The organism is Tabrizicola sp. (assembly GCF_036781545.1).
GTDB lineage: Bacteria > Pseudomonadota > Alphaproteobacteria > Rhodobacterales > Rhodobacteraceae > Tabrizicola.
Window position 1 is genome coordinate 34,584 of sequence record NZ_DAIQAT010000006.1, and the last position, 22,481, is coordinate 57,064.

Annotated in this window: 19 protein-coding genes; 2 read left to right on the forward strand and 17 right to left on the reverse strand. The window is 66.3% G+C overall.

Annotated elements, in window-relative coordinates; translation table 11 throughout:
• The 9 genes from V7Q39_RS02570 to V7Q39_RS02610 all read right to left on the reverse strand — a co-directional run bounded on the left by V7Q39_RS02570 (position 1) and on the right by V7Q39_RS02610 (position 7,789).
• On the reverse strand, positions 1–1,077 hold the full coding sequence (locus V7Q39_RS02570; protein WP_333814762.1) for an amino acid ABC transporter permease: 1,077 nt from the start codon (positions 1,075–1,077) through the stop codon (positions 1–3).
• Complete coding sequence (locus V7Q39_RS02575) at positions 1,074–2,252, reverse strand: ABC transporter permease subunit (RefSeq protein WP_333814764.1); 1,179 nt, start codon at positions 2,250–2,252, stop codon at positions 1,074–1,076. The genes V7Q39_RS02570 and V7Q39_RS02575 overlap by 4 nt, the downstream gene beginning before the upstream one ends.
• Before the next feature lie 82 nt (positions 2,253–2,334).
• Positions 2,335–3,366 (reverse strand): amino acid ABC transporter substrate-binding protein, encoded by a 1,032-nt coding sequence (locus V7Q39_RS02580; RefSeq protein WP_333814766.1) that lies wholly within the window; start codon positions 3,364–3,366, stop codon positions 2,335–2,337.
• Positions 3,367–3,478: 112 nt separating this feature from the next.
• Complete coding sequence (locus tag V7Q39_RS02585; RefSeq protein WP_333814768.1) at positions 3,479–4,222, reverse strand: SDR family NAD(P)-dependent oxidoreductase; 744 nt, start codon at positions 4,220–4,222, stop codon at positions 3,479–3,481.
• A 7-nt stretch (positions 4,223–4,229) separates the two neighbouring features.
• Positions 4,230–4,934 carry an SDR family oxidoreductase gene (locus V7Q39_RS02590; protein WP_333814770.1) on the reverse strand — a complete coding sequence of 235 codons (705 nt, stop codon included), beginning with the start codon at positions 4,932–4,934 and terminating at the stop codon, positions 4,230–4,232.
• A gap of 153 nt (positions 4,935–5,087) precedes the next feature.
• The gene (locus V7Q39_RS02595) at positions 5,088–5,840 is read right to left on the reverse strand and encodes a FadR/GntR family transcriptional regulator (protein ID WP_333814772.1); all 753 of its coding nucleotides are present in this window, start codon (positions 5,838–5,840) and stop codon (positions 5,088–5,090) included.
• 29 nt (positions 5,841–5,869) lie between these two features.
• Positions 5,870–6,211: a RidA family protein gene (locus tag V7Q39_RS02600; protein WP_333814774.1), complete on the reverse strand. Its 342-nt coding sequence runs from the start codon at positions 6,209–6,211 to the stop codon at positions 5,870–5,872.
• Positions 6,208–6,990, reverse strand: coding sequence for an SDR family NAD(P)-dependent oxidoreductase (locus tag V7Q39_RS02605; protein WP_333814776.1), 783 nt, complete (start codon positions 6,988–6,990; stop codon positions 6,208–6,210). Before V7Q39_RS02605 ends, V7Q39_RS02600 begins: the two co-directional genes overlap by 4 nt.
• The gene (locus V7Q39_RS02610; protein ID WP_333814778.1) at positions 6,983–7,789 is read right to left on the reverse strand and encodes a shikimate dehydrogenase family protein; all 807 of its coding nucleotides are present in this window, start codon (positions 7,787–7,789) and stop codon (positions 6,983–6,985) included. Before V7Q39_RS02610 ends, V7Q39_RS02605 begins: the two co-directional genes overlap by 8 nt.
• A 78-nt stretch (positions 7,790–7,867) precedes the next feature.
• Between V7Q39_RS02610 and V7Q39_RS02615 the strand changes: the two genes are divergently transcribed.
• The gene (locus V7Q39_RS02615) at positions 7,868–9,076 is read left to right on the forward strand and encodes an NAD(P)/FAD-dependent oxidoreductase (protein ID WP_333814780.1); all 1,209 of its coding nucleotides are present in this window, start codon (positions 7,868–7,870) and stop codon (positions 9,074–9,076) included.
• On the opposite strand, the gene V7Q39_RS02620 is transcribed toward V7Q39_RS02615, so the two are convergent.
• The 8 genes from V7Q39_RS02620 to V7Q39_RS02655 all read right to left on the reverse strand — a co-directional run bounded on the left by V7Q39_RS02620 (position 9,073) and on the right by V7Q39_RS02655 (position 20,580).
• A complete protein-coding gene (locus V7Q39_RS02620; protein WP_333814781.1) occupies positions 9,073–10,281 on the reverse strand; it encodes an NAD(P)/FAD-dependent oxidoreductase in 1,209 nt (402 codons plus the stop codon). The two genes, V7Q39_RS02615 and V7Q39_RS02620, sit on opposite strands and share 4 nt — an antisense overlap.
• On the reverse strand, positions 10,278–11,090 hold the full coding sequence (locus tag V7Q39_RS02625; RefSeq protein ID WP_333814782.1) for an NAD-dependent epimerase/dehydratase family protein: 813 nt from the start codon (positions 11,088–11,090) through the stop codon (positions 10,278–10,280). Before V7Q39_RS02625 ends, V7Q39_RS02620 begins: the two co-directional genes overlap by 4 nt.
• Positions 11,087–12,298 (reverse strand): pyridoxal phosphate-dependent aminotransferase, encoded by a 1,212-nt coding sequence (locus V7Q39_RS02630; protein WP_333814784.1) that lies wholly within the window; start codon positions 12,296–12,298, stop codon positions 11,087–11,089. The genes V7Q39_RS02625 and V7Q39_RS02630 overlap by 4 nt, the downstream gene beginning before the upstream one ends.
• Entirely contained in the window at positions 12,295–13,905 is a 1,611-nt protein-coding gene (locus V7Q39_RS02635; RefSeq protein ID WP_443082480.1) for a hydantoinase B/oxoprolinase family protein, read from the reverse strand. Before V7Q39_RS02635 ends, V7Q39_RS02630 begins: the two co-directional genes overlap by 4 nt.
• 1 nt (position 13,906) lies before the next feature.
• Positions 13,907–15,997: a hydantoinase/oxoprolinase family protein gene (locus tag V7Q39_RS02640; protein WP_333814786.1), complete on the reverse strand. Its 2,091-nt coding sequence runs from the start codon at positions 15,995–15,997 to the stop codon at positions 13,907–13,909.
• Positions 15,994–17,661, reverse strand: coding sequence for a thiamine pyrophosphate-binding protein (locus V7Q39_RS02645; RefSeq protein ID WP_333814788.1), 1,668 nt, complete (start codon positions 17,659–17,661; stop codon positions 15,994–15,996). The genes V7Q39_RS02640 and V7Q39_RS02645 overlap by 4 nt, the downstream gene beginning before the upstream one ends.
• Before the next feature lie 87 nt (positions 17,662–17,748).
• Complete coding sequence (locus V7Q39_RS02650) at positions 17,749–19,143, reverse strand: FAD-binding oxidoreductase (RefSeq protein ID WP_333814790.1); 1,395 nt, start codon at positions 19,141–19,143, stop codon at positions 17,749–17,751.
• A 3-nt stretch (positions 19,144–19,146) separates the two neighbouring features.
• Positions 19,147–20,580, reverse strand: a complete 1,434-nt coding sequence (locus tag V7Q39_RS02655) for an aldehyde dehydrogenase family protein (RefSeq protein WP_333814792.1) — start codon at positions 20,578–20,580, stop codon at positions 19,147–19,149.
• A gap of 255 nt (positions 20,581–20,835) precedes the next feature.
• Between V7Q39_RS02655 and V7Q39_RS02660 the strand changes: the two genes are divergently transcribed.
• Positions 20,836–22,437, forward strand: coding sequence for an ABC transporter substrate-binding protein (locus V7Q39_RS02660; RefSeq protein ID WP_333814794.1), 1,602 nt, complete (start codon positions 20,836–20,838; stop codon positions 22,435–22,437).
• Positions 22,438–22,481 lie beyond the last annotated feature (44 nt).

Below are 22,481 nucleotides of genomic sequence, written 5' to 3' on the forward strand. Positions count from 1 at the left end.
TCAATCCCTGGCGTGGCCTGCGTTCATCCGGGCCTCGAGATAGGCGCCATAGCGCGACAGGCCGAAGACGAAGGTGAAGTAGATGAGGGCGATGAAAACGTAGACTTCGGCATAAGCAAACTTCCAGTCGCCGGTCTTGAAGGCGGTGTTGCCCGCGGCCAGCAGTTCCATGAAGCCGACGACGACGATCAGCGAGGTTTCCATGAAGGCGATGACAAACTGGTTGATCGTGGCTGGCAGCGCCAGCCGGAAGGCCTGCGGCAGGACGATGCGACCCATGCGCTGCCAGTAGGACAGGCCGAGCGCCTTCGCCGCCTCTTCCTGGCCGAGCGGTATGCCCTGGAACCCGCCACGGATGATCTCGGCCTGGTAGGCGGCGAAGAACAGGGCGGCGCCGAAGACGACGCGGTACAGCTTCTCGCCTATCAGGAAGCCGGGCAGCATGAAGGGCAGGACGATGGCGCAGGTGAAGAGGATCGAGAGCAGGGGGAGCGACCGGATCGTGTCGATGATCCAGCCCGAGACGCGGGCGATGAGCGGATAATCCGACCGCCTGAGCAGCGCGAGGCCGATGGCCAGCGGCATCCCGATCACTCCGGTGGCGACGAAGACGAAGAGCGTCAGCGGCAACCCGCCCCATTGCTGTTCGTTCACCGGTACAAGCCCCAGCACCCCGCCACGCATGAGCGCGTAGAAAACCGCCGTGCCCAGGGTCCAGATCAGCGCCAGGCGTCTGAAGCTCCAGAGCCGGGGGATGCAGGACAGAAGGATCACCAGCGCGACGACACCGCAGGCGAGGGCTGCGCGCCACTGTTCGTCGAACGGATAGATGCCGAACAGGATCACCCGCCAGCGCACGGCGATGACCGACCAGCAGGCCCCGCCGGCGGCGGCGCAGGTTTTCTGCGTTCCGTCCGTGCCGAAGGTGGCGCGGATCAGGCCCCAGTCAATCAGGAACCACAGGATCGCCCCGAGCGCAGCCACGCTGAACAGCGTCATCAGCGCAGCGCCAGGCGAGCCGAAGTAATCCTTGCGCCAGCGCTTGAGCCGGGTTCTGGAGCGCGCGGGGCCGGTCATTGGACGCCCGTGGTCTGATGACCCTTCAGCGCGATGGCCCGATTCAGCCGGTTCAGCACGGCGGCAAGCGTGAAGTTGATCAGAAGAAAGCCGCCCATCAGGATGGCGATGAATTCGAAGGTCTGGCCCGAATGGTTGATCGACGAGGCGATCACCATGAAGAAGTCCGAGAAGCCGACCGCGATGCCGAGCGTGGTCGCCTTGATCAGCCAGACATACTGGTTGATCAGGATCGGCAGCATGGCGCGGAAGGCGAGCGGCATCCGCACGCGGGAAAATATCTGCCACGGCGAGAGACCCAAGGCAGCCGCAGCTTCCATCTGGCCGCGACCCACCGCCTTGAAACCGCCCCGGACGATCTCTCCGACATAGGCTGCGCCATAGGTCATGATCGCGATGGCCAGGGCATAGACTTCGGGCTGGACGCGGAAGCCGCCATCAACCTTCAGCCCGGCGAGAGCGGGCCAGGAAGTCCAGGCCGTGCCGGGCTCATGTCCGGCAAGGACCGCGACGGCGGCAAGCGCCAGCCCGGCCCCGAGCGCGGCCAGCGACAGGCGGCGCTGGCGCTGCGGCTCCATCCGGCGGAACCGGCGGGCGGCGAGCACCCAGATCGCGACACAGGCGCCCACGGCCACGGCCAGGATGGCAAGCGCGACCGTGCCGGGCCCGATGGCCAGGCCCGGCAGATAGATGCCCCGCGCGTTGACCAGCGCCCTGCCGATTTCCAGCGACTGGCGCGGCGCGGGCAGCGCATTCGCCATCGCATACCAGAAGAACAGTTGCAGGATCAGCGGCAGGTTGCGGAACAGCTCGATATAGAGCGTGGCCAACAGCCGGGCGGCGGGGTTGCGGCCCGACCGCATGAGGCCGACGACCAAGCCCAGAACGGAAGCTCCGGTCAGGCCGATCACGCCCATGAAGAGCGTGTTCAGGAGGCCCATCAGCAGATACCACCAATAGGGATCGCTGGTGGTCGTCGGGAGCAGGGAAAAGTTCATTTCCCATCCCGTCGCCTTGCGCAGGAAACCGAAGCCCGAGGTCAACCCTTGCTTGGCCAGCGTGTCGCGCGCGGTCAGGGTGGCGCCGATCACGACGGCGGCGATCAGTGCCAGGAAACCGCCCTGGAGGACGATGCCCCGGACGGACTTCCTGCGCCGGAAGGAGGATCCTGCCATCGGTCTGCCCTTGGTCGACGAACGGGGACGTGGGGTTCGGGGGTGCCCGTGGCGGCACGATCCGCCACGGGCGAGACCTTGATCAGTCGACCACCAGCGGGAACAGCACACCGCCGTCTTTCCACAGGGCAGTCATCTCGCGCGGCATTTTGTAGGGCGAGCCCTGGCCGAGGCTGCGCTCGAAGATTTCCGAGTAGTTGCCGACCTTCTTGACGACGTTGTAGGCCCAGTCGTCGCCCAGCCCGAGGCCCGCGCCCATGCCGGGGGTCGCGCCCAGGAACTTGCCGATCTCGGCCGAAGGCGGGTTGGCCTTGATCTCGTCGATGTTGGCCGAGGTTATACCTTCCTGTTCGGCATAGACCAGCGCGGTCAGCGTCCAGTTGGCGATGTCCACCCAGTTGTCATCGCCCTGACGGGTGATCATCACTTCCGGCTCCAGCGCCAGCACGTCGGGCAGTAGCACATGGGCAGTAGGGTCTTCCGCCTGCGAGGCGGCGATGGCCAGGACCGGCCCCCATTGCGCATAGGTGTCGCAGCGGCCCGAGAAATAGGCGGCTTCGACCTCTTCGTTCTTCTCGATGGCGACGATCTCCATCTTGATGCCCTTGGCTTCCAGATAGGAGGCCACCTGACGCTCGGTCGAGGTGGAGGCGGGCACGCAGATCGACCCCCCCTCGGCATCCTTCAGCGCGGTCAGGTTCAGCTCCTTGTGCGCCAGGACCTTGGTGGTGCCGAGATAGTAGGACATGGAGAATTGCAGGCCGAGTTCGGTATCGCGCGACCGGGTACCACCGGAGGCCTTGATCACGATATCGATGTCACCCGACTGCAGGGACGGCCAGCGCTGGGCCCAGTCGATCGGAACGATGTTGGCCTTGGCGGGATCGCCGAAGATCGCCGTGGTCATGGCGCGGCACAGCTCGATGTCGAGACCCTTCCAGTTGCCCTGATCATCGACCTCGGCAAAGCCCATGTAGGACCCGATGTCGCCGGGGCAGTTCAGCGTGCCGCGGGCCTGCACGGCCTTCAGCGTGTCGCCGGTTCCGGCCTGTGCCCCGAGGGCGGACAGTGCCAGCATGCCAAGCCCGAAGGCCGTTGTCGTCTTGAAATTCATGGGTGCCACTCCCTGATTGGCGCGATGGCAGGCAACAGTCGGCCACGCCGATCCGGGCCTGCCGCTCCGGTTCGGGTTTGCCCCGGTCTCTTGCCAGGGTCAGGAATTTGGGTCAGGCGTAGATGTAACCACCGGAAACGATGATGTTTTCCCCGGTCATGTAGGTGTTTTTCGGACTGCCGGCCATGATGACCCATTCGGCGATCTCACGCGGCAGGGCGCCGCGGCCGAGCGGGCTTGCCTTGGCCAGTTCGTCGAGGAAGCCGGATGCCCGAGCCTTCTCGGTGGCCATACCCGCAGGCGCGACCGAGTTCACCAGGATGCCGTCGGGCGCGACATAGTCGGCGACGGATTTGGTGAGGCTGACGACCGCAGCCTTGGTGGCGGCGTAGTGGATGTTCTTCGGATGCGCCTTGAAGGCATCGACCGAAGTGATGTTGACGATGCGGCCGCGCACATGGGCGACGGGGTCAAGCGTCTTCATATGGGCGATGGCCGCGACCATCATGTGATAGGTGCCCTTGATGTTGATCGCGTTCGAGGCATCCCATTCCTCGTCCGTGACGCCCAGCGTCGGCTTGCGCGGATAGATCGCGGCGCAGTTGACCAGAGTATCGACGCGGCCCAGCTGTTCGGCGATCCGGTCGAAGGCGGCTTGGCAGGCGGGCGCGGTGCGGATGTCGCACAGCGTCTGCGCGGTCTTCAGCCCCTTGGCGCGGGCCGGAGCCAGGGCGCCGGTTGCATCGGCGATGTCGATGATGCCCACGCCTTTGGCACCAGTCTCGACGGCCATTTCTGCGATCAGCGCGCCGAAGCCCATCGCGCCGCCGACGATAACGATATTGAGGTCTTTCATTGCGCTCTCACTTCAGCTGAATGGCAGGGACGGGGCGGGTCGGCAGGATGTCCAGCCGCGTGACCGACGCCCGTGTCGGCAGGGACAGGACGGCCAGCAATGCATCGGCCAGATCCTGCGGTTGCAGGGAATTTCCGTCGGCATACATGTCGCCCCGGGCGGCGTCGGGCAGGACGGCGCTGTAAAGGCCGGTTTCGACCCGACCGGGGACCAGTTCGGTCACGCGGATGCCGTGGGGCGAAAGCTCGGCCCGAAGCGCGGCCGCGAAGGCGGCGATGCCTGCCTTGCTGGCGGCATAGACGGCGAAGTTGGCACCCGGCGCATGGGCCGCGGTGGAGCCGGTGAAGACGACATGCCCCGCGCCCCGCGCGATCATGCCGGGCACGATCGCCTGCGTCAGGTGCAGGACCGAGGCGAGATTGACCGCGAGGGTGTCGTCGATCTCGGTCGCCGATGTCTTGACGAAGGGGCCGGGCTTGGGAATGACACCGGCATTGTTGATCAGCACATCCACCGGCCGGTCCCGCAGAGCGGCCAGTGCCAGGGGATCGGAAAGATCCAGCGCCATGGTCTCGATCCCACCCGCCGCCAGTTCGGCAAGCGCCTGTGCGTTGCGACCCAGCGCCAGCACCTGATAGCCTGCCGCATGCAGTGCCTCTGCCATCGCGCGGCCGATGCCGCTGGTCGCTCCGGTAACAAGAACTCGGGTCATGGTCTCTCCTTCGTGTGCGAGGATGTCGTGGCGGGTGGATTCAAAAAAGGAAGAAATGTCGGATAAGCGAAAGCTCAGCTTTCGCGATGCACAGCTTCCGCCGCGCGCTGGCCGGGAGAACCCGCGCACATGACCAGCGGGGCGGGCACGGGATCAGACTGCTTCGGAATCGGCGCGAAACGGGGGCTGCGGCGTTCCGTCCCACTGCCCTGCGGCGCGCGCCAGCGCACGCAACCGTTCCAGGCTGTTGGCCAGATGCGCGCGCATTGCGACGCGGGCAGCGACCTCGTCCCGGGCTTCGATCGCCTCGACGATGGCCTCATGCTCGCCATGGATCCGGTCGAAGTAATCGTCCTTCACCCCGGCAGCCAAAAGATATCCCAAGGCGAGCCGGGGCGCGATCTGTCCGCGCAGGTAGCCAAGGAAACCAAAGATTTGCTCGTTGCCGCAGGCCTTGGCGATGGAGAGATGGAAGTCGTAGTCGTAGTGAACGCGGGTGGCGTCCGGGTCGGGGCGGGCAGAGTCCGTCCGCTCCATCTCGGCCCGGATCGCCGCGGCTTCCGCATCGCTGCGGCGCAAGGCGCAAAGCCCGGCAGACTCGACTTCGACGCCCAGCCGCAATTCCAGAAGCGCGATGGTCTGCGGCAGAGCTTCCAGATCGGACTCGGGGATGGTGAAACTGGCCAAGGGCGCTTCCGAGACGAATACGCCCTTGCCCTGGCGCGGGATCACCAGACCTTCGGACCGCAGCCGCGCGATGGCCTCGCGCACGACCGTGCGGCTGACCGCGTAGCTCTCGCACAGTTCGGACTCGGTTGGAAGCTGGGCCCCTGGCGGCAGTTCGCCCGACCGGATACGCCCCAGCAGGCTTTCGGAAACCACGGTCGAAAGAGAGGGGCGCTTCATCGCAGGCTTCCGTTGCTTGTGCGGGTGTATCAGACGGCCGCCGTCACAATCAACTCCACCAGCATCCCCGGCTTTGCCATCCGCCCCTCGCCGCTGGACCGGGCTGGCGCATGTTCCATCGGCATCCAGGCATCCCAGACCCGGTTCACCGCGTCGAAGTCGCGGATATCGTCAAGCCACATCTGCACATGCAGGATCCTGGTCCGGTCGCTGCCTGCCTTCTGCAAGAGCCGGTCGATCTTGGCCAGAACCTCGGCCATCTGTGCCTCGACCGGGGCGCCGGGCGTGCCGACCTGTCCCGTCAGGTAGACGGTGCCGTTGTGGATCACCCCGTGGTGGATGCGGGTGTCGAAATCGAAACGTTCGATCATGCCAGTTCCTTGATCGGGTTGCCGCGCAGGTATTGCGCGTAGGGGGCCTGGACGAGCCAACCGGCATCGACCGGCAGGGTGACGCCGGTGATCGCACCGGCGCGCGCCGAGCAGAGGAACAGCGCGGCCTCGGCCACGTCCTCGGGCTGGACGAACCGGCGCAGCGCGGTGGTGGCGACGATGGCCTCCGGGTTGCGTTCCCCGGCAGCGATCCGGGCCTTGAGACCGTCCGAGAGCGTGTAGCCGGGGGCGAGCGCATTGACCCTGATTCCGCGCGGGCCAAGCTCGCAGGCAAGGATTTCGGTCAAGGCCTTCACCGCCTGCTTGCCGGGCGTGTAGGCCGGCAGTGACAGCGGCGCGAAGGAGGCCAGCGAACCGATGTTCAGGATCGCCCCGCCCTCGCCCATCCGGCGGCCAAAGACCTGCGCGCCGATCAGCGTGCCGCGATAGTTGATGCGCCAGAGCCGTTCGTCCTCGTCCAGGGGCTGGTCCAGCACCCGCTTGCCGCTTTGCAGGATGCCTGCGCAGTTCACCAGGATAGCCGGAGCCTCGGGCATCGCGGTGGACAGCGCCTCGACGCTGGCTGGGTCGGCGACGTCCACCGGCAGGAAGCTGGCTTCGGGGGCGCCTGCGGCACGGCAGGCGTCGGCAGCCGCCCGGCCCCGCGCCGCGTCGCGTCCGGTGACGACCACGCGCATCCCTTCGGCGGCAAAGCGCAAGGCGATGGCGCGGCCAATCCCGGAGGTGCCGCCGATGATCAGGGCCAATGTATCAGCCACGGTGTTTCCTTTCGAAGTCGAAGAAGTCGGACCAAGCCTGCATCTGGGCATCCATCATCGGACGGCCGCCATGGGCATGGGCACCGCAGGCCCGGGCCTCGGCCATCAGCCGGGTTTCGGCGGGTTCCATGATGATGTCGTAGATCACCATGCCGGGGCCGATGGTCTGAACCGGCATGGGCAGCGGGTCGGCGGGCTTCATGCCCACCGGGGTCGCATTCACCGCAATGTCCATGCCGACGGGATCGGCCGGGCCAACCTTCACCCGACAGGCCGGAAAGTTCGCCTGCACCGCCGCCACGAGCGCCGCGACGCGCGGGCCATCAGTATCGGCGATGGTCAGTTCGGCCACGCCTTCTTCGGCAAGACAATGCGCGATGGAGGAACCACCTCCGCCGCCGCCGACCAACAGCGCCTTCTTCCCCGCCATGACATGACCCGCCGCCTTCATCGCCATGATGAAACCATAGCCGTCGAAATTGTCGGCCTCCCAGCCGCCGTCGGGCAGACGGCGCAGCACATTGGCGGCACCGACGCGCGCGGCACGGGGATGGGCCTTGGCCACCTTCTCCATCACCCGCGTTTTGTAGGGGATCGAGACGATCACCCCACGCAGGTTCTGCATCGCGTCCAAACCCTCCCAGAAGGCGTCGAACCGCTCGGGCACACAGGTGATTGGAACCATCAGGCTGTCCAGCCCCCGCTCCTCGAACACCGCGTTGACGGCGCCCGGACTTTTGGCATGGCCCACCGGATGGGCCAGCATCGCGAACACATCCGCCTTCCCCGTTCCCCGCATCTGCTTTCCCTTCTGACATCTTGCGCAGGCATATCTTATCAGTCATCATACAACAGACAACTGAAATCGAGAGCCAAGATGCCGATCCCACCCTATTCTGCGCCGAAGAGACGCTCGTATGACGTGGTCGTCGTCGGCGGGGCGGCAGTTGGGTCCTCCACGGCCTATTGGCTGGGGCGGTCGGGACTGTCGGTCCTGGTGGTGGAACGCGATTCGACTTACGAATTCTCGTCGACCGCGCTGTCGACCAGCGCGATCCGGCAGCAATATTCCAACCCGATCAACGTGAAGATCAGCCAGTTCGGGGTCGAGGTCATCCGCAGCTTTGCCGAGCGCATGGCGCCCTACTTTCCGGGCGAGGCCGCGCCCGATCTGGGCTTCAAGGAACACGGCTATCTCTACTGCTGTTCGCCCGAGGGGGTGGAGGCCGCGAAGGCTCGGGTCGAGATGCAGCGGGAGTTGGGCGCCGAGACGGTGTTTCTGGAGCCCGGTGCGCTGAAGGACCGGTTTCCCTGGTTGAACGTGGAGGATCTTGGCGGAGGCTCCTGGGGTGCGGGGGCGGAAGGCTGGTTCGATTCGATGGGCCTTCTGACCGGCTTCCGCCGGGCGGCGCGGGCGATGGGGGTTGAGTATGTCGACAATCGCGTGACCGGGCTGGTGCTGGCGAACGGCAGGGTCACGGGGGTCCGTCTGGAGACCGGGGAAGAGATCGCCTGCGGGGTGCTGGTCAATGCCGCAGGGCCACGCGCGCAGCAGGTGGCGGCAATGGCGGGCCTCACGATCCCGGTGGCACCCTTCAAACGCTACAGCTTCGTGTTTGCCAGCGCCAACCCGATCCCGGGCCGGATGCCCAACGTCATCGACCTGTCGGGCACCTTCGTCCGCCCCGAAGGTCCGCTGTTCCTGACCGGCAACACGCCGGGCGATGACGGTCCGGCGGATTACGAGGATTTCTCCCCCCGCGACCAGGAGTTCGACGAGGTGATCTGGCCCGCGCTTTACCACCGCATCCCGGATTTCGACGCGCTGAAGGTGGTGAACCGCTGGACCGGGCATTACGAGATGAACATGCTCGATCACAACGGCATTGTCGGCTTCCACCCCGAAGTGACCAACTTCATGTTCGCCAACGGCTTTTCCGGCCACGGGCTACAACAATCCCCCGCCACGGGCCGCGCGGTGGCCGAGTTGATCGTGCATGGCAGGTTCCAGACGCTGGACCTGTCGCCCTTCGCCTATGACCGGATTCCGGCGGGGAAACCGTTCCTTGAGGAGGCGGTGATCTAGATCACGGCTTTTTCCAGGAAGGGACGCCCGGCGATGACCCGCTCGTATCCGACTTCGGACAGGTCCAGCGTGCGGTAGCCGCCGTAGATGATCAGCTCGGCCACACCACGCCCCGCGGCCGGACCCTGCTGCAAGCCATGGCCGGAGAAGCCGTTCGCATAAACGAAGTTCTGCACCTCGGGGTGGCGGCCGACGATCAGGTTGTGGTCGAAGGCGTTGAAATCGTAGTGCCCGGCCCACTGGTTCACCACCTTGATCGCCTCGAAGGCGGGGGAGCGCAGGGCGAGGGCAGGCCAGACCTGGGTCTCGAATTCCTCCCAGCGTGGCTCGAAATCGTCGAAGTCCACGGCGGGATCGTCCTCGGGCGCGGCACCGGACAGGAAGAAGCGGCCCTCGGGGCGGCAGAAGACGCCGGTGGGGTCGATCATCAGCGGCAGGCGGCCCTGGTTGACGGCGGCGCTGCCTTCGGGCGTTGCGGCGCAGTCGAAAACGAAAAGCGTCCGCTTGCGCGGTTCCACCGGCACATCGAGCCCCGCCATCCGCGCGGTCAGCCCGGCGCGTGGACCTGAGGCATTGACCACCGTGCCCGCCGCGATCACCGCCCCGGATTTCAGCGTGACCGACGTGACGCGCGCGCCCTCGCGGGCGATTGCGACGACCTCGTCGGTCACATAATCCGCGCCCAGTTCGCGCGCCTTGGCCTTGAAGCCGTTCATCAGCCCGGTATTGGAAAACCAGCCCTCGCCGGACCGGCCATAGCTCGCCAGCCGGATATCGTCGACATTCAGATGCGGGAAGGCACGCGCCAGGTCTTCCTGCCCCCACAGCACCACGTCCGCCCCGCAGGCGCGCTGGACCGCATGGTTTTCGCGCAGGGTCTGCTCCTCCGCGTCAGTCCCGGCCAGGAACAGATAGCCGCCCTGATGGAAGTTGAGATCGGGCGGGGTCTCACCGGCGACCTGCATGGTCCGGGCGAAGTCCTTGATGAAGGCGCTGCCGAACTGGCTGATCTTCACGTTGATCGGGTTCGAGAACTGCACCCGGATCGAAGACGACGACAGCGAGGTCGAGGCGAAGCGATAGGTCGGGTCGCGTTCGACCACCAGCACCGAGCCGGTGAAATCCGGATTGGCCTTCAGAAAATAGGCCACCGCCGAGCCGATGACGGCCCCGCCGACGATCACCACGTCATAGGCGGGTTTCATTTCTCGTCATCCGGATGGCCAAGCTCGACAAAGAAGCCGCCCAGATGCAGGACCGCTGGAGCTTTCGGGTCGGGGATCGGGAATTTCGCCTCGACCGCGGCGCGGTAGGGTTCGGTGTTGTCCTGCGGCACATAGCCCAGGTGTCCGGCCAGTCGGTTGTCCACCGGCTTCACGGCATTGTCCGATATGCCGAAGGACACGGTGAACCCTACGCGCGGCGCGGTCAGGGCGGCAACGGTCAGCCGGTTGCAGTCTTCAAACGACAGCCACGACCACAGATGCCGCCGATCCGCCGGCTCCGGGAAGGAGGAGAAGATGCGCAAGGCAACGCTTTCGATCCCGAACTTGTCCCAGTAGAGCCGACCCAGATCCTCGACGAAGCATTTCGACAGACCATACAGGCCGTCGGGGCGGTGGGGGGCATTGGTGTCGATGTGATCTTCCAGCTTGTGATAGCCGATCGCGTGGACAGAGCTGGCATAGACGATGCGCTTGACGCCGTGTTTCCGCGCGCCCTCGTAGATGTGGTAACTGCCGCGGATATTGCTGTCGAGAATGTCCTGCCAGGGCCGCTCCAACGGCACGCCGCCGTAGTGGACGATGGCATCGACGCCCTCGCAGGCGGCAAGGACGGCATCCATGTCGGCCAGATCGAAGGCCACCGACTCTTCATTCGGGGCGAGATCGGCAATGCCGTTGCGGCTGGCCAGGCGCAGGCGGCGGCACAGGGGACCCAACGCGCGGCGCAACTCGGTGCCAAGCCGCCCGGCGGCGCCGGTCAAAAGGATCGTGTCGTAGCGCGAGCTCATGTCGGGTCCTTCAGATTGGCGACGGCCTTGGCGATACGCGACAGGGCCTCGGTCAGGATTTCGTCGGCAGTCGCGGTCGAGATGCGGAAGAATGGCGAGACGCCATAGGCCGCACCGGGCACCGATCCCACATGGGCCTGGTTCAACAGGTAGTCCGAGACATCGGCGTCATTCGTCAGCGCCTTCCCGTCCGGGGTGACTTTGCCGATCAGTCCCGCACAGCCGATATAGGCGTAGAAGGCCCCTTCCGGCGGCGGAAGGGTCAGACCCGGGATCTTCGCCACGCCCGCGACCACCAGATCGCGCCGCCGCTCGAAAGCTTCGCGGAAGCGGGGAATGCAATCCTGCGGGCCGGTCAGTGCGGCCAGTGCCGCCGCCTGCATCGGCGCCGCGACCGAGGTGACGGACTGGCTTTGCACCGTGGACATGGCTTTCAACAGCGTGGCAGGTCCCGCCGCATAGCCCACGCGCCAGCCGGTCATCGCATAGGCCTTGGCAACGCCGTTGACGATCAGCGTGCGGTCGCGCAGTTCGGGGCAGGCCGCACCGAAGCTGACGAAGGCGCGCCCGTCGAACAGGATGTGTTCGTAGATTTCGTCCGACAGGATCAGCACCTGCGGATGACGCGCAAGCACCGCCCCGAGAGCCTGCAACTGGTCTTTGGAATACACCGCACCCGAGGGGTTGCCCGGCATGTTCAGGAACAGCCATTTCGTGCGCGGGGTGATCGCGGCCTCCAGCACTTCCGGCGTCAGCCGGAACCCGGTGTCGGCCCCGCAGACGGGGCTGACCGGCACGCCACCGAAAAGCTTCACCATCTCGGGATAGGAGACGAAATAGGGCGCGGGCAGGATCGCCTCGTCGCCCTCGTTCACCGTCGCCATCAGGGCGTTGAAGATGATCTGCTTGGCGCCGTTCGCCACCACGATCTCGTCCGCCGAATAGTCCAGCCCGTTCTCGCGGCGGAACTTCTCGGCCACGGCGGCGCGCAAGGCAGGGGTTCCGGCGGCGGCGGTATAGAGCGTTTCGCCCGCCAGCGCCGCCTTGTGCGCGGCCTCGGCGATATGCGGGGGCGTCGGGAAATCGGGCTCGCCCAAGCCAAGGTCGATCACGTCGAAGCCCTTGGCCCGCAAGGCCTTGGCCGCCATCGAGGCCGCCATGGATGCCGAGGGTTTCACCGCGGCAAGTCGGGATGCGAGATAGCTCATTTCGTCACATAGCCTTTCGACAGGTCATCGGCCCGCGCTTCCGGGCTGCGCTTTTCGGGATCACCATAGCCGCCGCCGCCCGGCAGGTGCAGCACCAGCCGTCGGCCTTCGGGAACCTGCTGCCAGCCCTTCGGGCGCAGCTTCGTACCATCGTCCAGCGTCGCCGTACCGCTCGCCCCGGCCTGCCCGCCGTCGCGTCCGCGCGGGGCCGAGCCGATCCGGTCGAACATGGCCGAGAAGTCCATCATGTGACCCTTCGCAGGCTCGATCTCGATGATCTGGCCCAGACCGCCACGATACTGGCCGTCGCCCCCGCTGTCAGGCCGCAGTTCCTTGCGCCAGATGACCACCGGGCCGGTATGCTCGGTCGCCTCGATCGGCATGGTCATCACGCCCGAGGGGAAGGCGGTGGCCGAAAGTCCGTCCGCCTGGGGTCGTGCGCCCATGCCGCCCGAGTTGAACATCAGGATCTCGGCCCGCTGCCCGCCGGGCGTGGTGGGTTTCACCGACATGTGGATGTTCCACAGGGCCCCCGCGCCTTCCGCGAGAATCTTGCCGGGCAGCGCCTGCGCGAGCGCGCCCAGCACCAGGTCCGGGACCATATGGCCGAAGACATGGCGCAGCGACACCGGGGCCGGGAACGGCGCGTTCAGGATGTTTTCGGGCGACGAGACGGTGAAGGGCTCCAGTGAGGCCCAGTTGTTCGGAATGTCCGGGGCCACGACGCATTTCATCGCATAGCAGGCATAGGCCTTGGTGTAGATGATCGGCACGTTGATGCCCCAGCGGCTGATGCCGTCGGTGCCGGTCAGATCCACGTTGACAGTGCCGTCACGGGTCTCGACCGTCGCCTGCAGCTTCACCGGCTCATCATAGCCGTCGGTGATCATGGTGTTGACCCAGACGCCCCGCGGCAGGGCGGCAATCCGCTCCAGCGTGGCGGCGCGGGTGCGCGAGAAGATGAACTCGCCCAGCGCATCCAGGTTCGGAAGCCCGATCTCCTCCATCATCGCGATCAGGCGCTGGTGGCCCACGTCGTTGCAGGCGGCCAGCGAGTAGAAATCGCCCACCACCTGGTTCGCCTCGCGCACATTGGCGCGCAGGATGCGGACGAGGTCGGCGTTCACCACACCCCTTTCGGCGAACTTCATGATCGGGATCTGGATGCCTTCCTCGTAGACCGACTTGCCGTCGGCCCCGAAGCCTCTGCCCCCCACATCGACGACATGGGCGGTGCAGGCGAAGAAACCCACCAGCGTGTCGCCCTTGAAGCTGGGCGAGACCATGGTGATGTCGTGCAGGTGGCCGGTGCCCTTCCAGGGGTCGTTCGTCACATAGGTGTCGCCGGAGAACATGTTCTGCCGCCCGATCTCGGCGATGAAATGCAGGACCGCCTCGGCCATGGTATTCACATGCCCCGGCGTGCCGGTCACCGCCTGGGCCAGCATCCGGCCTTGCGGGTCGAAGACACCTGCCGACAGATCGCCCGCCTCGCGCACTGAGGTGGAAAAGGCGGTGCGCAGCAGCGTCATCGCCTGTTCCTCGACCACCGAGATCAGGCGGTTCCACATCACCTGCATCCGGATTTCCTGGGTCTGGTCGGTCATCTCAAGCCCCTTTCCGCAGGATCAGCAGCGAGCCGTCCGGTTGTTTGACGACGTCGAAAGGCGAGGTCACGACGGTGGAGGTTTCACGCTCGACGATGATCGCCGGGCCGGCAAGACGGTTGCCCGCTGCAAGGCTGTCCCGCGCGACGATGGCAGTGGGCAGGTCCGCCCCGGTGGTCGGGTCGAAGACGGCCCGCATCTGCGGCGCGGACACCACGCGCGCCCCGGTCGTCAGGGCAACGGGGGTCGGTGCGGGACGTTCATCGGCAGCCTTCACCGAAATCGTGACGATCTCGATCTCCAGCCCCGCGCCCTGCCCGTCCAGCCCGTCGATGGCGCGGCCAAAGAAGCGGGCATAGGCCGTGCGGAATCCGTCGCGGATCAGCCCGGCATCCGCCGCCGTCAGCGGGCGGTCGGGCAGCGGCACCGGGATTTCCCAGCCCTGGCCACGATAGCGCATGAAGGCCACGGTCTCGCAGCGGATCACGCCCGCGGTGCCCTGCGCAACGAACCGCCTGGCGGTCTCCTTCAGCCCGTCGACCAGCCCGTTGAACGCCGCCGGATCGAAAGTCGACAACCCGATGATCCGCGAGGCCAGCGCCTCGTAGCCGAAGGGCGCCTTCAGGAAGCCGATGGCCGAGCCTACGCCCGCGCCGGGCGGCACGAGGCACTGGTCGATCCCCAGTTTCTCGCAGAGCCGTGCAGCGTGCAGCGGGGCCGCGCCACCGAAGGCCACCATGATGTTGTCCGAGATGTTCTTGCCGTTCTCGACCGCATGGACGCGGGCGGCATTGGCCATGTTCTCGTCCACCACCTCGCAGATGCCGAAGGCGGCGGATTGCGGCGACAGGCCCAGACGGTCGCCGACATGGGCGGCAATCGCCGAGGCGGCACCGGAGGTCGAGAGCCGGATCGCCCCGCCCGCGAAATTGTCGGGGTCGAGCTTGGACAGGATCAGATCGGCGTCGGTGATCGCGGGCCGCGTGCCGCCGCGCTGGTAGCAGGCCGGTCCCGGTTCCGACGCTGCCGATTCCGGCCCGGTCTGGATGCGCCCCATCGGGTCGACCCAGGCGATGGAGCCGCCGCCTGCGCCGATCTCGATCATCTCGATCACCGGGATCGAGATGGGCATCCCCGATCCCTTGGCAAAGCGCGTCGTCCGCGCGACCTCGAAGCTGCGCGCGGTCTTCGGCGCGTAGTCCTCGATGAGGCAGATCTTCGCCGTCGTGCCGCCCATGTCGTAGCTGACCACCTTCTCCAGGCCGAAGCGGCGGGCCACGTCTGCGGCAAAGATCGCTCCGCCCGCGGGGCCGGATTCCACCAGACGCACCGGGAACTCGGCCGCCGTGGCCACGCTGACAAGACCGCCGCCCGAATGGATCATGAAGACCGGGCAAGTCGCGCCCTGCTCCTTCAGCCGGTCCTGAAGCCGGTCCAGATAGGACGCCATCTGCGGTCGGACATAGGCATTGGCGCAGACCGTGTTGAAGCGTTCGTATTCCCGCATCTGCGGCGAGACTTCGGACGAGATCGAGATCGGCAGCCCGCAGGCGGACAGGATGTCGCGCGCGCGGCGTTCGTGGTCGGGGTTCAGGTAGGAATGTATGAAACCGATGGCCACCGCGCCATAGCCGCCCTGCGCGATGACCGGGACCAATGCCCGCAGCGCGTCCTCGTCCAGCGGCGCCAGTTCGGCGCCGGAGGCGCCGACCCGCCCGGCGATCGGAAAGCGATCCTCGCGCGGGACAAGGGGCGTCGGCAGTCGCAGGTTCAGGTCGTACTGATCGAAGCGGCTTTCGGTCCGCATCTCGATCACGTCGCGGAACCCCTCGGTGGTAAGGAAGGCGACCTTTGCCCCCCGCCGTTCGATCAGGGCGTTGGTGGCCAGCGTCGTGCCGTGGATGACGATCTCCAGATCCCCATAGCCAAGCCCGGCCTCGGCAAGAACGATGTCCATCCCGTCAAGGATCGCCTGTTCGGGGGCCGTGTAGTTGGTCAGGATCTTGGTCGAGAAGATCTGGTCGCCGACTTCCAGCGCAATGTCGGTGAAGGTGCCGCCGATATCGGCACCCAGGCGGATGGAGCGGGTCATTTTGCGTCTTTCCTGGCAAGTGCTGCGGCACGCATCTGCGACAGGGTCTGGCGTGGCGTCAGCGCCTCGGGCGAGATGGTCAGGTCAAGGACCGCGCCCGTCGTCGAGGCCAAGGCGCGCGCCATCGCCGCCGGGAAGGCGTCGGTCGTCTCCACCCGTTCGGCATGGAAGCCATAGGCGCGGGCCAATGCCACGAAATCGGGGTTGATCATATCCGTGCCGGAGACGCGTCCGGGAAACTCGCGTTCCTGATGGGCGCGGATCGTGCCGTAGATGCCGTTGTTCAGCAGCAGGATGATGGGCTGCGCGCCGTATTGCGCTGCGGTCGCCAGTTCCTGGCAATTCATCTGGAAATCGCCATCGCCCGCGAAGCAGACCACGGTCCGCGCGGGATCGGCGATCTTTGCGGCCACGGCGGCGGGCAGGCCATAGCCCATCGCCCCGGACTGAGGCGCCAGAAGCCGGGCCTTGGGGCCGAATTTGAAGAACTTGTTCGGCCAGACGGTGAAATTCCCCGCCCCGTTGGTCAGGATCACGTCCTCGGGCAGGAGGTCGCGCAGATGGGCCGTCACCACCCCCATATCCACCGGCGAGGGCAGCGGTCCCAGATCGAACCCCGCTTCCCACTCGGCCCGTGCCTGCGCCCTCCAACCGGCCCAGCCCCCAGTCACCGGGCGCAGCGCCGCGGCGAAGGCGTTCGGCCCGGCATGGATGCCCAGCGTCGGCTGATAGACCTTGCCGATCTCGCGGTCCGACCCATGCACATGGATCAGCACCTGCGACGGAACCGGGACGGACAGCAGGGTGTAGCCATCCGTCGTCATCTCGCCGAAGCGGACGTTGACCGCGAGGATCACATCGGCCTCGCGGATCAGCCGCCGGACGTTCGCCGGCATTCCGACCCCAGCCTCTCCGGCATAGACCGGAGAATGGTTGTCCACCTGGTCCTGATAGCGGAAGGCGGCGGTCACGGGGATATCGGACGCTTCGGCAAAACCCAGCAGATCGGCACGGCCCTGGTCGGTCCAGTTGCAGCCGCCGATCAGGACCAGCGGACGTGCGGCGCCTTGCAGAAGCGCCAGCGCCTCTTCCATCGCGCCGGAGGCAGGGGCGGCTTCGGCGATCCGCGCCGGTCCGGCCAGCGGAGAGACCTCGGTCAGGCTGGTCAGCATATCCTCGGGCAGGGCGATGACGACCGGACCGGGGCGACCGGTGGTGGCCGTGACCCAGGCACGGGCCAGGATTTCCGGGATCCGATCCACATCGTCGATCTCGACCGCCCATTTCGCCAAGGTGCCGAACACGGCGCGGTAGTCGATTTCCTGAAATGCCTCGCGACCCTTCATGAAGGTCGCCACCTGACCGACGAAGACGATCATCGGCGCCGAATCCTGCATCGCCGTATGAATGCCGATCGAGGCATTGGTGACGCCCGGTCCCCGGGTGACGAAGCAAAGCCCCGGCTCGCCCGTCAGCTTGCCCCAGGCGGCCGCCATGAAGGCCGCGCCCCCCTCGTTCCGGCAGTTCACGAAGGCCAGCTGATCCTGCGTGTCATGCAGGGCGTCCAGCACCGCAAGAAAGCTCTCCCCCGGCACGCCGAACCCTTTTCGGGCCCCAAGCGCCAGCAGGCTCTCGACCAGTAGCTGTCCGCCGTTTCGTGTCATCTCGCTCTCTTTTCTTCCAGCCCCGCCGGGTGTGCCTGCTGAGTATGGCCGACAACCCCAATCGGCTTAAACAAAGATCGTCGATCTTCAGGAAAGTTCTTCTTTCGCGTTGCGCAGGACCACACCCGGATTGAACAGCCCCTCCGGGTCCAGCGCGGCCTTTATTTCCGCCATCAGCCGCCGCTCCGCCGGGCTGCGCAGCCGGTCGGCCAGCGCCACCTTGGACCGCCCCAGCCCGTGCTCTGCCGCGAACGAGCCGCCCATGTCCTGCGCCAGCGCGCAAAGGCGCAGGCTCAGGTCGCCCATGTCGCCCGCGAAGCCCGCGCCCTCTGGCGGCGAGATGTTGTAATGGATGTTCCCGTCGCCAAGATGGCCGAACGGATTGATCCGGATGCCCGCCTGATGCGCCGCGCAAAGCGCCGCGCCCTGGGCCAGGAAGTCCGGGATGCGCGCCACGGGCACCGAAATGTCGTGTTTGACCTGTGCCCCCTCCAGCCGCTGCCCCTCGGGCTGCTCTTCGCGCAGGCGCCAGAAGGCCGCCCTTTGCGCCAGCGAGGCCGCAATCGCCCCATCCAGCACCAGCCCCTGCCCCATCCCCGCCTCCAGCGCCTCGGCAAAGATATCGTCCAGCGCGACCTGCGCCGAGGTCGTGGAAAGTGCGACCAGCAGATAGAAGGGTGCACGGCTGTCCAGCGGCCAGTCCAGCGCCAGATGCTTCAGCGCCCAGTCCAGACCCTGGTCGGAAAAGAACTCCGCAGCGGCAAGGAACTCGCCCGCCGTCGCGCGCAGGTGGCGGCCGAAGGAGACCAGCGCCTCGGCATCGGGCAGCGCGATCAGCGCCATCGCCTCGGCCCGCGGCGCCGGGGCAAGCCGCAAGACCGCGCGGGTGATGATGCCCAGCGTCCCCTCCGACCCGGCGAAGAGCCGCCGCAGCGCATAGCCCGCATTATCTTTTTGCACCGCCCGTCTGCCGTCCCAGATCGTGCCGTCGGCCAGCACCACCTCCAGCCCCAGCACAAGGTCGGCCATCGTGCCGTGGCGGAAGGCCTGCGAGCCCCCGGCATTGGTGGCGATCAGCCCGCCGATCCGCGCCGAGCCTTCGGCGCCCAGATGCAGCGGGAAGACCAGCCCCGACCCTTCCAGCCGGGCGTGCAGGTCGGCCAGCACCAGCCCGGCCTCGACCTCGACCGTGCCACCGTCCAGATCGACCGCCCCCATGGCCGCCATCCGGTTCAGCGACAGGATCAGCGCCCGCCCCTCGGCCACCGCAGCCCCGCAAAGCCCGGTGTTCCCGCCCTGCGGCACCACTGCCAACCCAAGCTCACGCGCCAGCGTGACGATCCGCGCGGCCTCGGCGGTCGTAGCCGGGCGCGCGACACCCACGGGGGCCGCGCCATAGCGGTCCAGCCAGTCCCGCTGATATGGCAGGGCATCCGTCCCCGTCAGCCAACCCGCAGGCCCCAGAAAGGCAAAGTCGTCCATCGCCTATCCCGCGAATGTGTCGGCCGTCTTGACCGAAGTGTAGAAGTCCATCGCCATCCGCCCCTGCTCGCGCCCGCCCAGCGAGGACGCCCCGCGCCCGCCGAAGGGGACGTGGTAATCGACGCCCGCCGTCGGCAGGTTCACCATCACCATCCCCGCCTTCGACTGGCGCCTGAACTGGGTCGCCTCCTTCAACGAGCCGGTGCAGATGCCCGATGAAAGACCGAAGGCGGCATCGTTGGCAATCGCCACCGCCTCGTCAAAATCCCCCGCCGGGATGACCGCCGCGCAGGGGCCGAAGATTTCCTCGCGCGCGACGCGCATGTCATTGCGCGCGCCCAGGAACAGGGCGAGTGCCTGAAAGCTGCCGGGGCGGTTCAGACGCTGCCCGCCGATGACCTCGCATCCCTCCTCTACCGCCAGCCGGACATAGTCCAGATTGCCCGAAAGCTGCGCTTCCGAAACCACCGGGCCAATCTGCGTCGCCGGGTCCAGCGGATCGCCGATCCGAAGCGCGCCCATCGCCGCGACAAGCTTGTCGGTGAATTCCGGCAGGACCCGCTCTTCCACGATCAGCCGTGACGAGGCCGTGCAGCGCTGCCCGGTCGAGAAGAATGCGCCGTTCAGACAGGCTCCGACCGCGAGGTTGATGTCCGCCCTGGCGGTGACCACCATCGGGTTCTTGCCGCCCATCTCCAGCTGAACCTTCTTCATCCCTTCGGCACAGCCCAGAGCAATGCCGCGACCGACGCGCTCGGACCCGGTGAACGAGATGGCGGCCACGTCGGGATGCGCCACCAGCGCCGCGCCGATGTCCGACCCGCGCCCCATGACCAGGTTGAAGACGCCGGGCGGGCAACCTGCCTCGACCAATATCTGCGCGAGAAGATGCGCGCATCCCGGGGTCAGGTCGGCGGGCTTCAGAACCACCGCATTTCCCGCCGCAAGGGCGGGCGCGGTCTTCCAGGCCGGGATCGCAATCGGGAAGTTCCACGACGTGATCAGCCCCACCACTCCCAGCGGTTCGCGTGTCACATCGACCTCGACCCCGTCGCGGATCGAGGCGTGCTTTTCTCCGGGGGCCCGCACAGGCTCGCCGGCGTAGAAATGGAAAAGCTGGGCAGCACGCAAGGCCTCGCCCTTCGCCTCGGCAAGGGTCTTGCCTTCTTCTCGCGCCAGAAGACGCGCCATGTCATCGACCCTTGCCAGGAGAATGTCCCCGGCTCGTCGCAGGACATCCGAGCGAAGTTGTGGAGAAGCCGCAGCCCAGGCAGGCTGTGCCGCCCTGGCAGCGGCAACCGCCTGGGCGACATCATCGGCTCCGCCACGGGCATAGAGACCCACCAGATCGGAGGGATCGGAGGGATTGCGGTTTTCGGTGAAGGCCTGACCTTCCTGCCAGCGGCCGGCGATCAGATTGAGATGGGTCTGGGTCATCGCATGTTCCGGCACGGGAAAATCCCGGCGGAATGTCCCGCAACGGCCACGTCCTGTCTGCAAAGAAGCGCTGTCGAATGCAAAGAAGACCTTTCGCATCGGTCCTACACACCGGCACCTTGGAAAAACAATCTGAAAGGGGCATGGATTCCGGAATGCCTTCCCGGTAGTCATGATGCACAGAGATCAATCGTCGCCCAGCCCTGCTGGCGGCGAGCATAGAAACGACAGACCAACAGAAAAGGAACCTTCGCGATGAAGTATCTCGCTCACAGCCTGATCGCCGCTTCGGCGCTGGCGCTCACGGCGGCCGCCTCAGATGCCAAGACATTCGTCTATTGCTCGGAAGCCTCGCCCGAAGGGTTCGATCCGGCCCCCTACACTGCCGGCGGCACATTCGACGCTTCGGCCCATCCGATCTACAACCGTCTGACCGAATTCAAGAAGGGCACCACCGAGGTCGAACCGGCGCTGGCCGAAAGCTGGGACGTGTCGGAGGACGGGCTGGAATACACCTTCCACCTGCGCAAGGGCGTGAAGTGGCAATCGAACGAGAAGTTCACCCCGACGCGCGAGTTCAACGCCGATGACGTGATCTTCTCCTACGACCGTCAGGGCAATGCCGACAATCCGTGGCACCAGTACATCGCCGGCATCACCTACGAGTACTATACCTCGATGGACATGCCGAACCTGATCAGCAAGATCGAGAAGGTCGACGACTACACGGTCAAGTTCACGCTGAAGACGCCGGAAGCGCCGTTCCTTGCCAATATCGCCATGCCCTTCGCCTCGATCGTGTCGAAGGAATATGCCGATGCGCTGACGGCCGCGGGCACGCCCGAGGACCTGAACAACCTGCCGATCGGCACCGGCCCGTTCAAGTTCGTGGCCTACCAGAAGGACGCGGTGATCCGCTACGCCAAGAACACCGACTACTGGGGCACCCAGCCCATCATCGACGACCTGGTCTTCGCGATCACGCCCGATGCAGCCGTGCGCCTGCAGAAGCTGAAGGCGGGCGAATGCCAGCTGATGCCCTATCCGGCTCCGGCCGACATCGAGGCGATCAAGGCCGACCCCAGCCTGAAGCTGGATGAACAGGCCGGGCTGAACGTGGGCTATCTGGCCTACAACACCACCATGGCGCCCTTCGACAATCCGAAGGTCCGCAAGGCGCTGAACATGGCGATCAACAAGCAGGCCATCGTGGACGCGGTCTTCCAGGGCGCGGCCGAACCGGCCAAGAACCCGATCCCGCCGACGATGTGGTCCTACAACGACGCGATCCAGGACGATCCCTACGATCCCGAAGCCGCCAAGGCCATGCTGGCCGAGGCCGGTGTCTCGAACCTGTCGATGAAGATCTGGGCGATGCCGGTGCAGCGGCCCTACATGCCGAACGCACGGCGCACGGCCGAGCTGATGCAGGCCGACCTTGCGGCCGTCGGCGTGAACGTCGAGATCGTGTCCTACGAATGGGGCGAATACCTGGCCAAGTCGATGGAACCGGGCCGCGATGGCGCGGTGATCCTGGGTTGGACCGGCGACAACGGCGACCCGGACAACTTCCTGTCGGTCCTCTTGTCCTGCGATTCCGCGGGCGAAGGCGGGGCGAACCGGGCCTTCTGGTGCAACGAGGACTTCTCGAAGCTTCTGAAGGATGCCAAGATCACCGCCGACCCGGCCGAGCGCACCAAGCTCTACGAAGAGGCACAGGTGATCTTCAAGGATCAGGCGCCCTGGTTCACCATCGCCCACTCGACGCAGTATGTGCCGATGTCGGCCAAAGTGACCGGCTTCGTGATGAGCCCCCTGGGCGACTTCACCTTCGACACGGTCGATATTGCCGAGTAGTTTAGGCCCGTCGATCGAAACCAGCGCGCGCGGGGTTCGCCCCG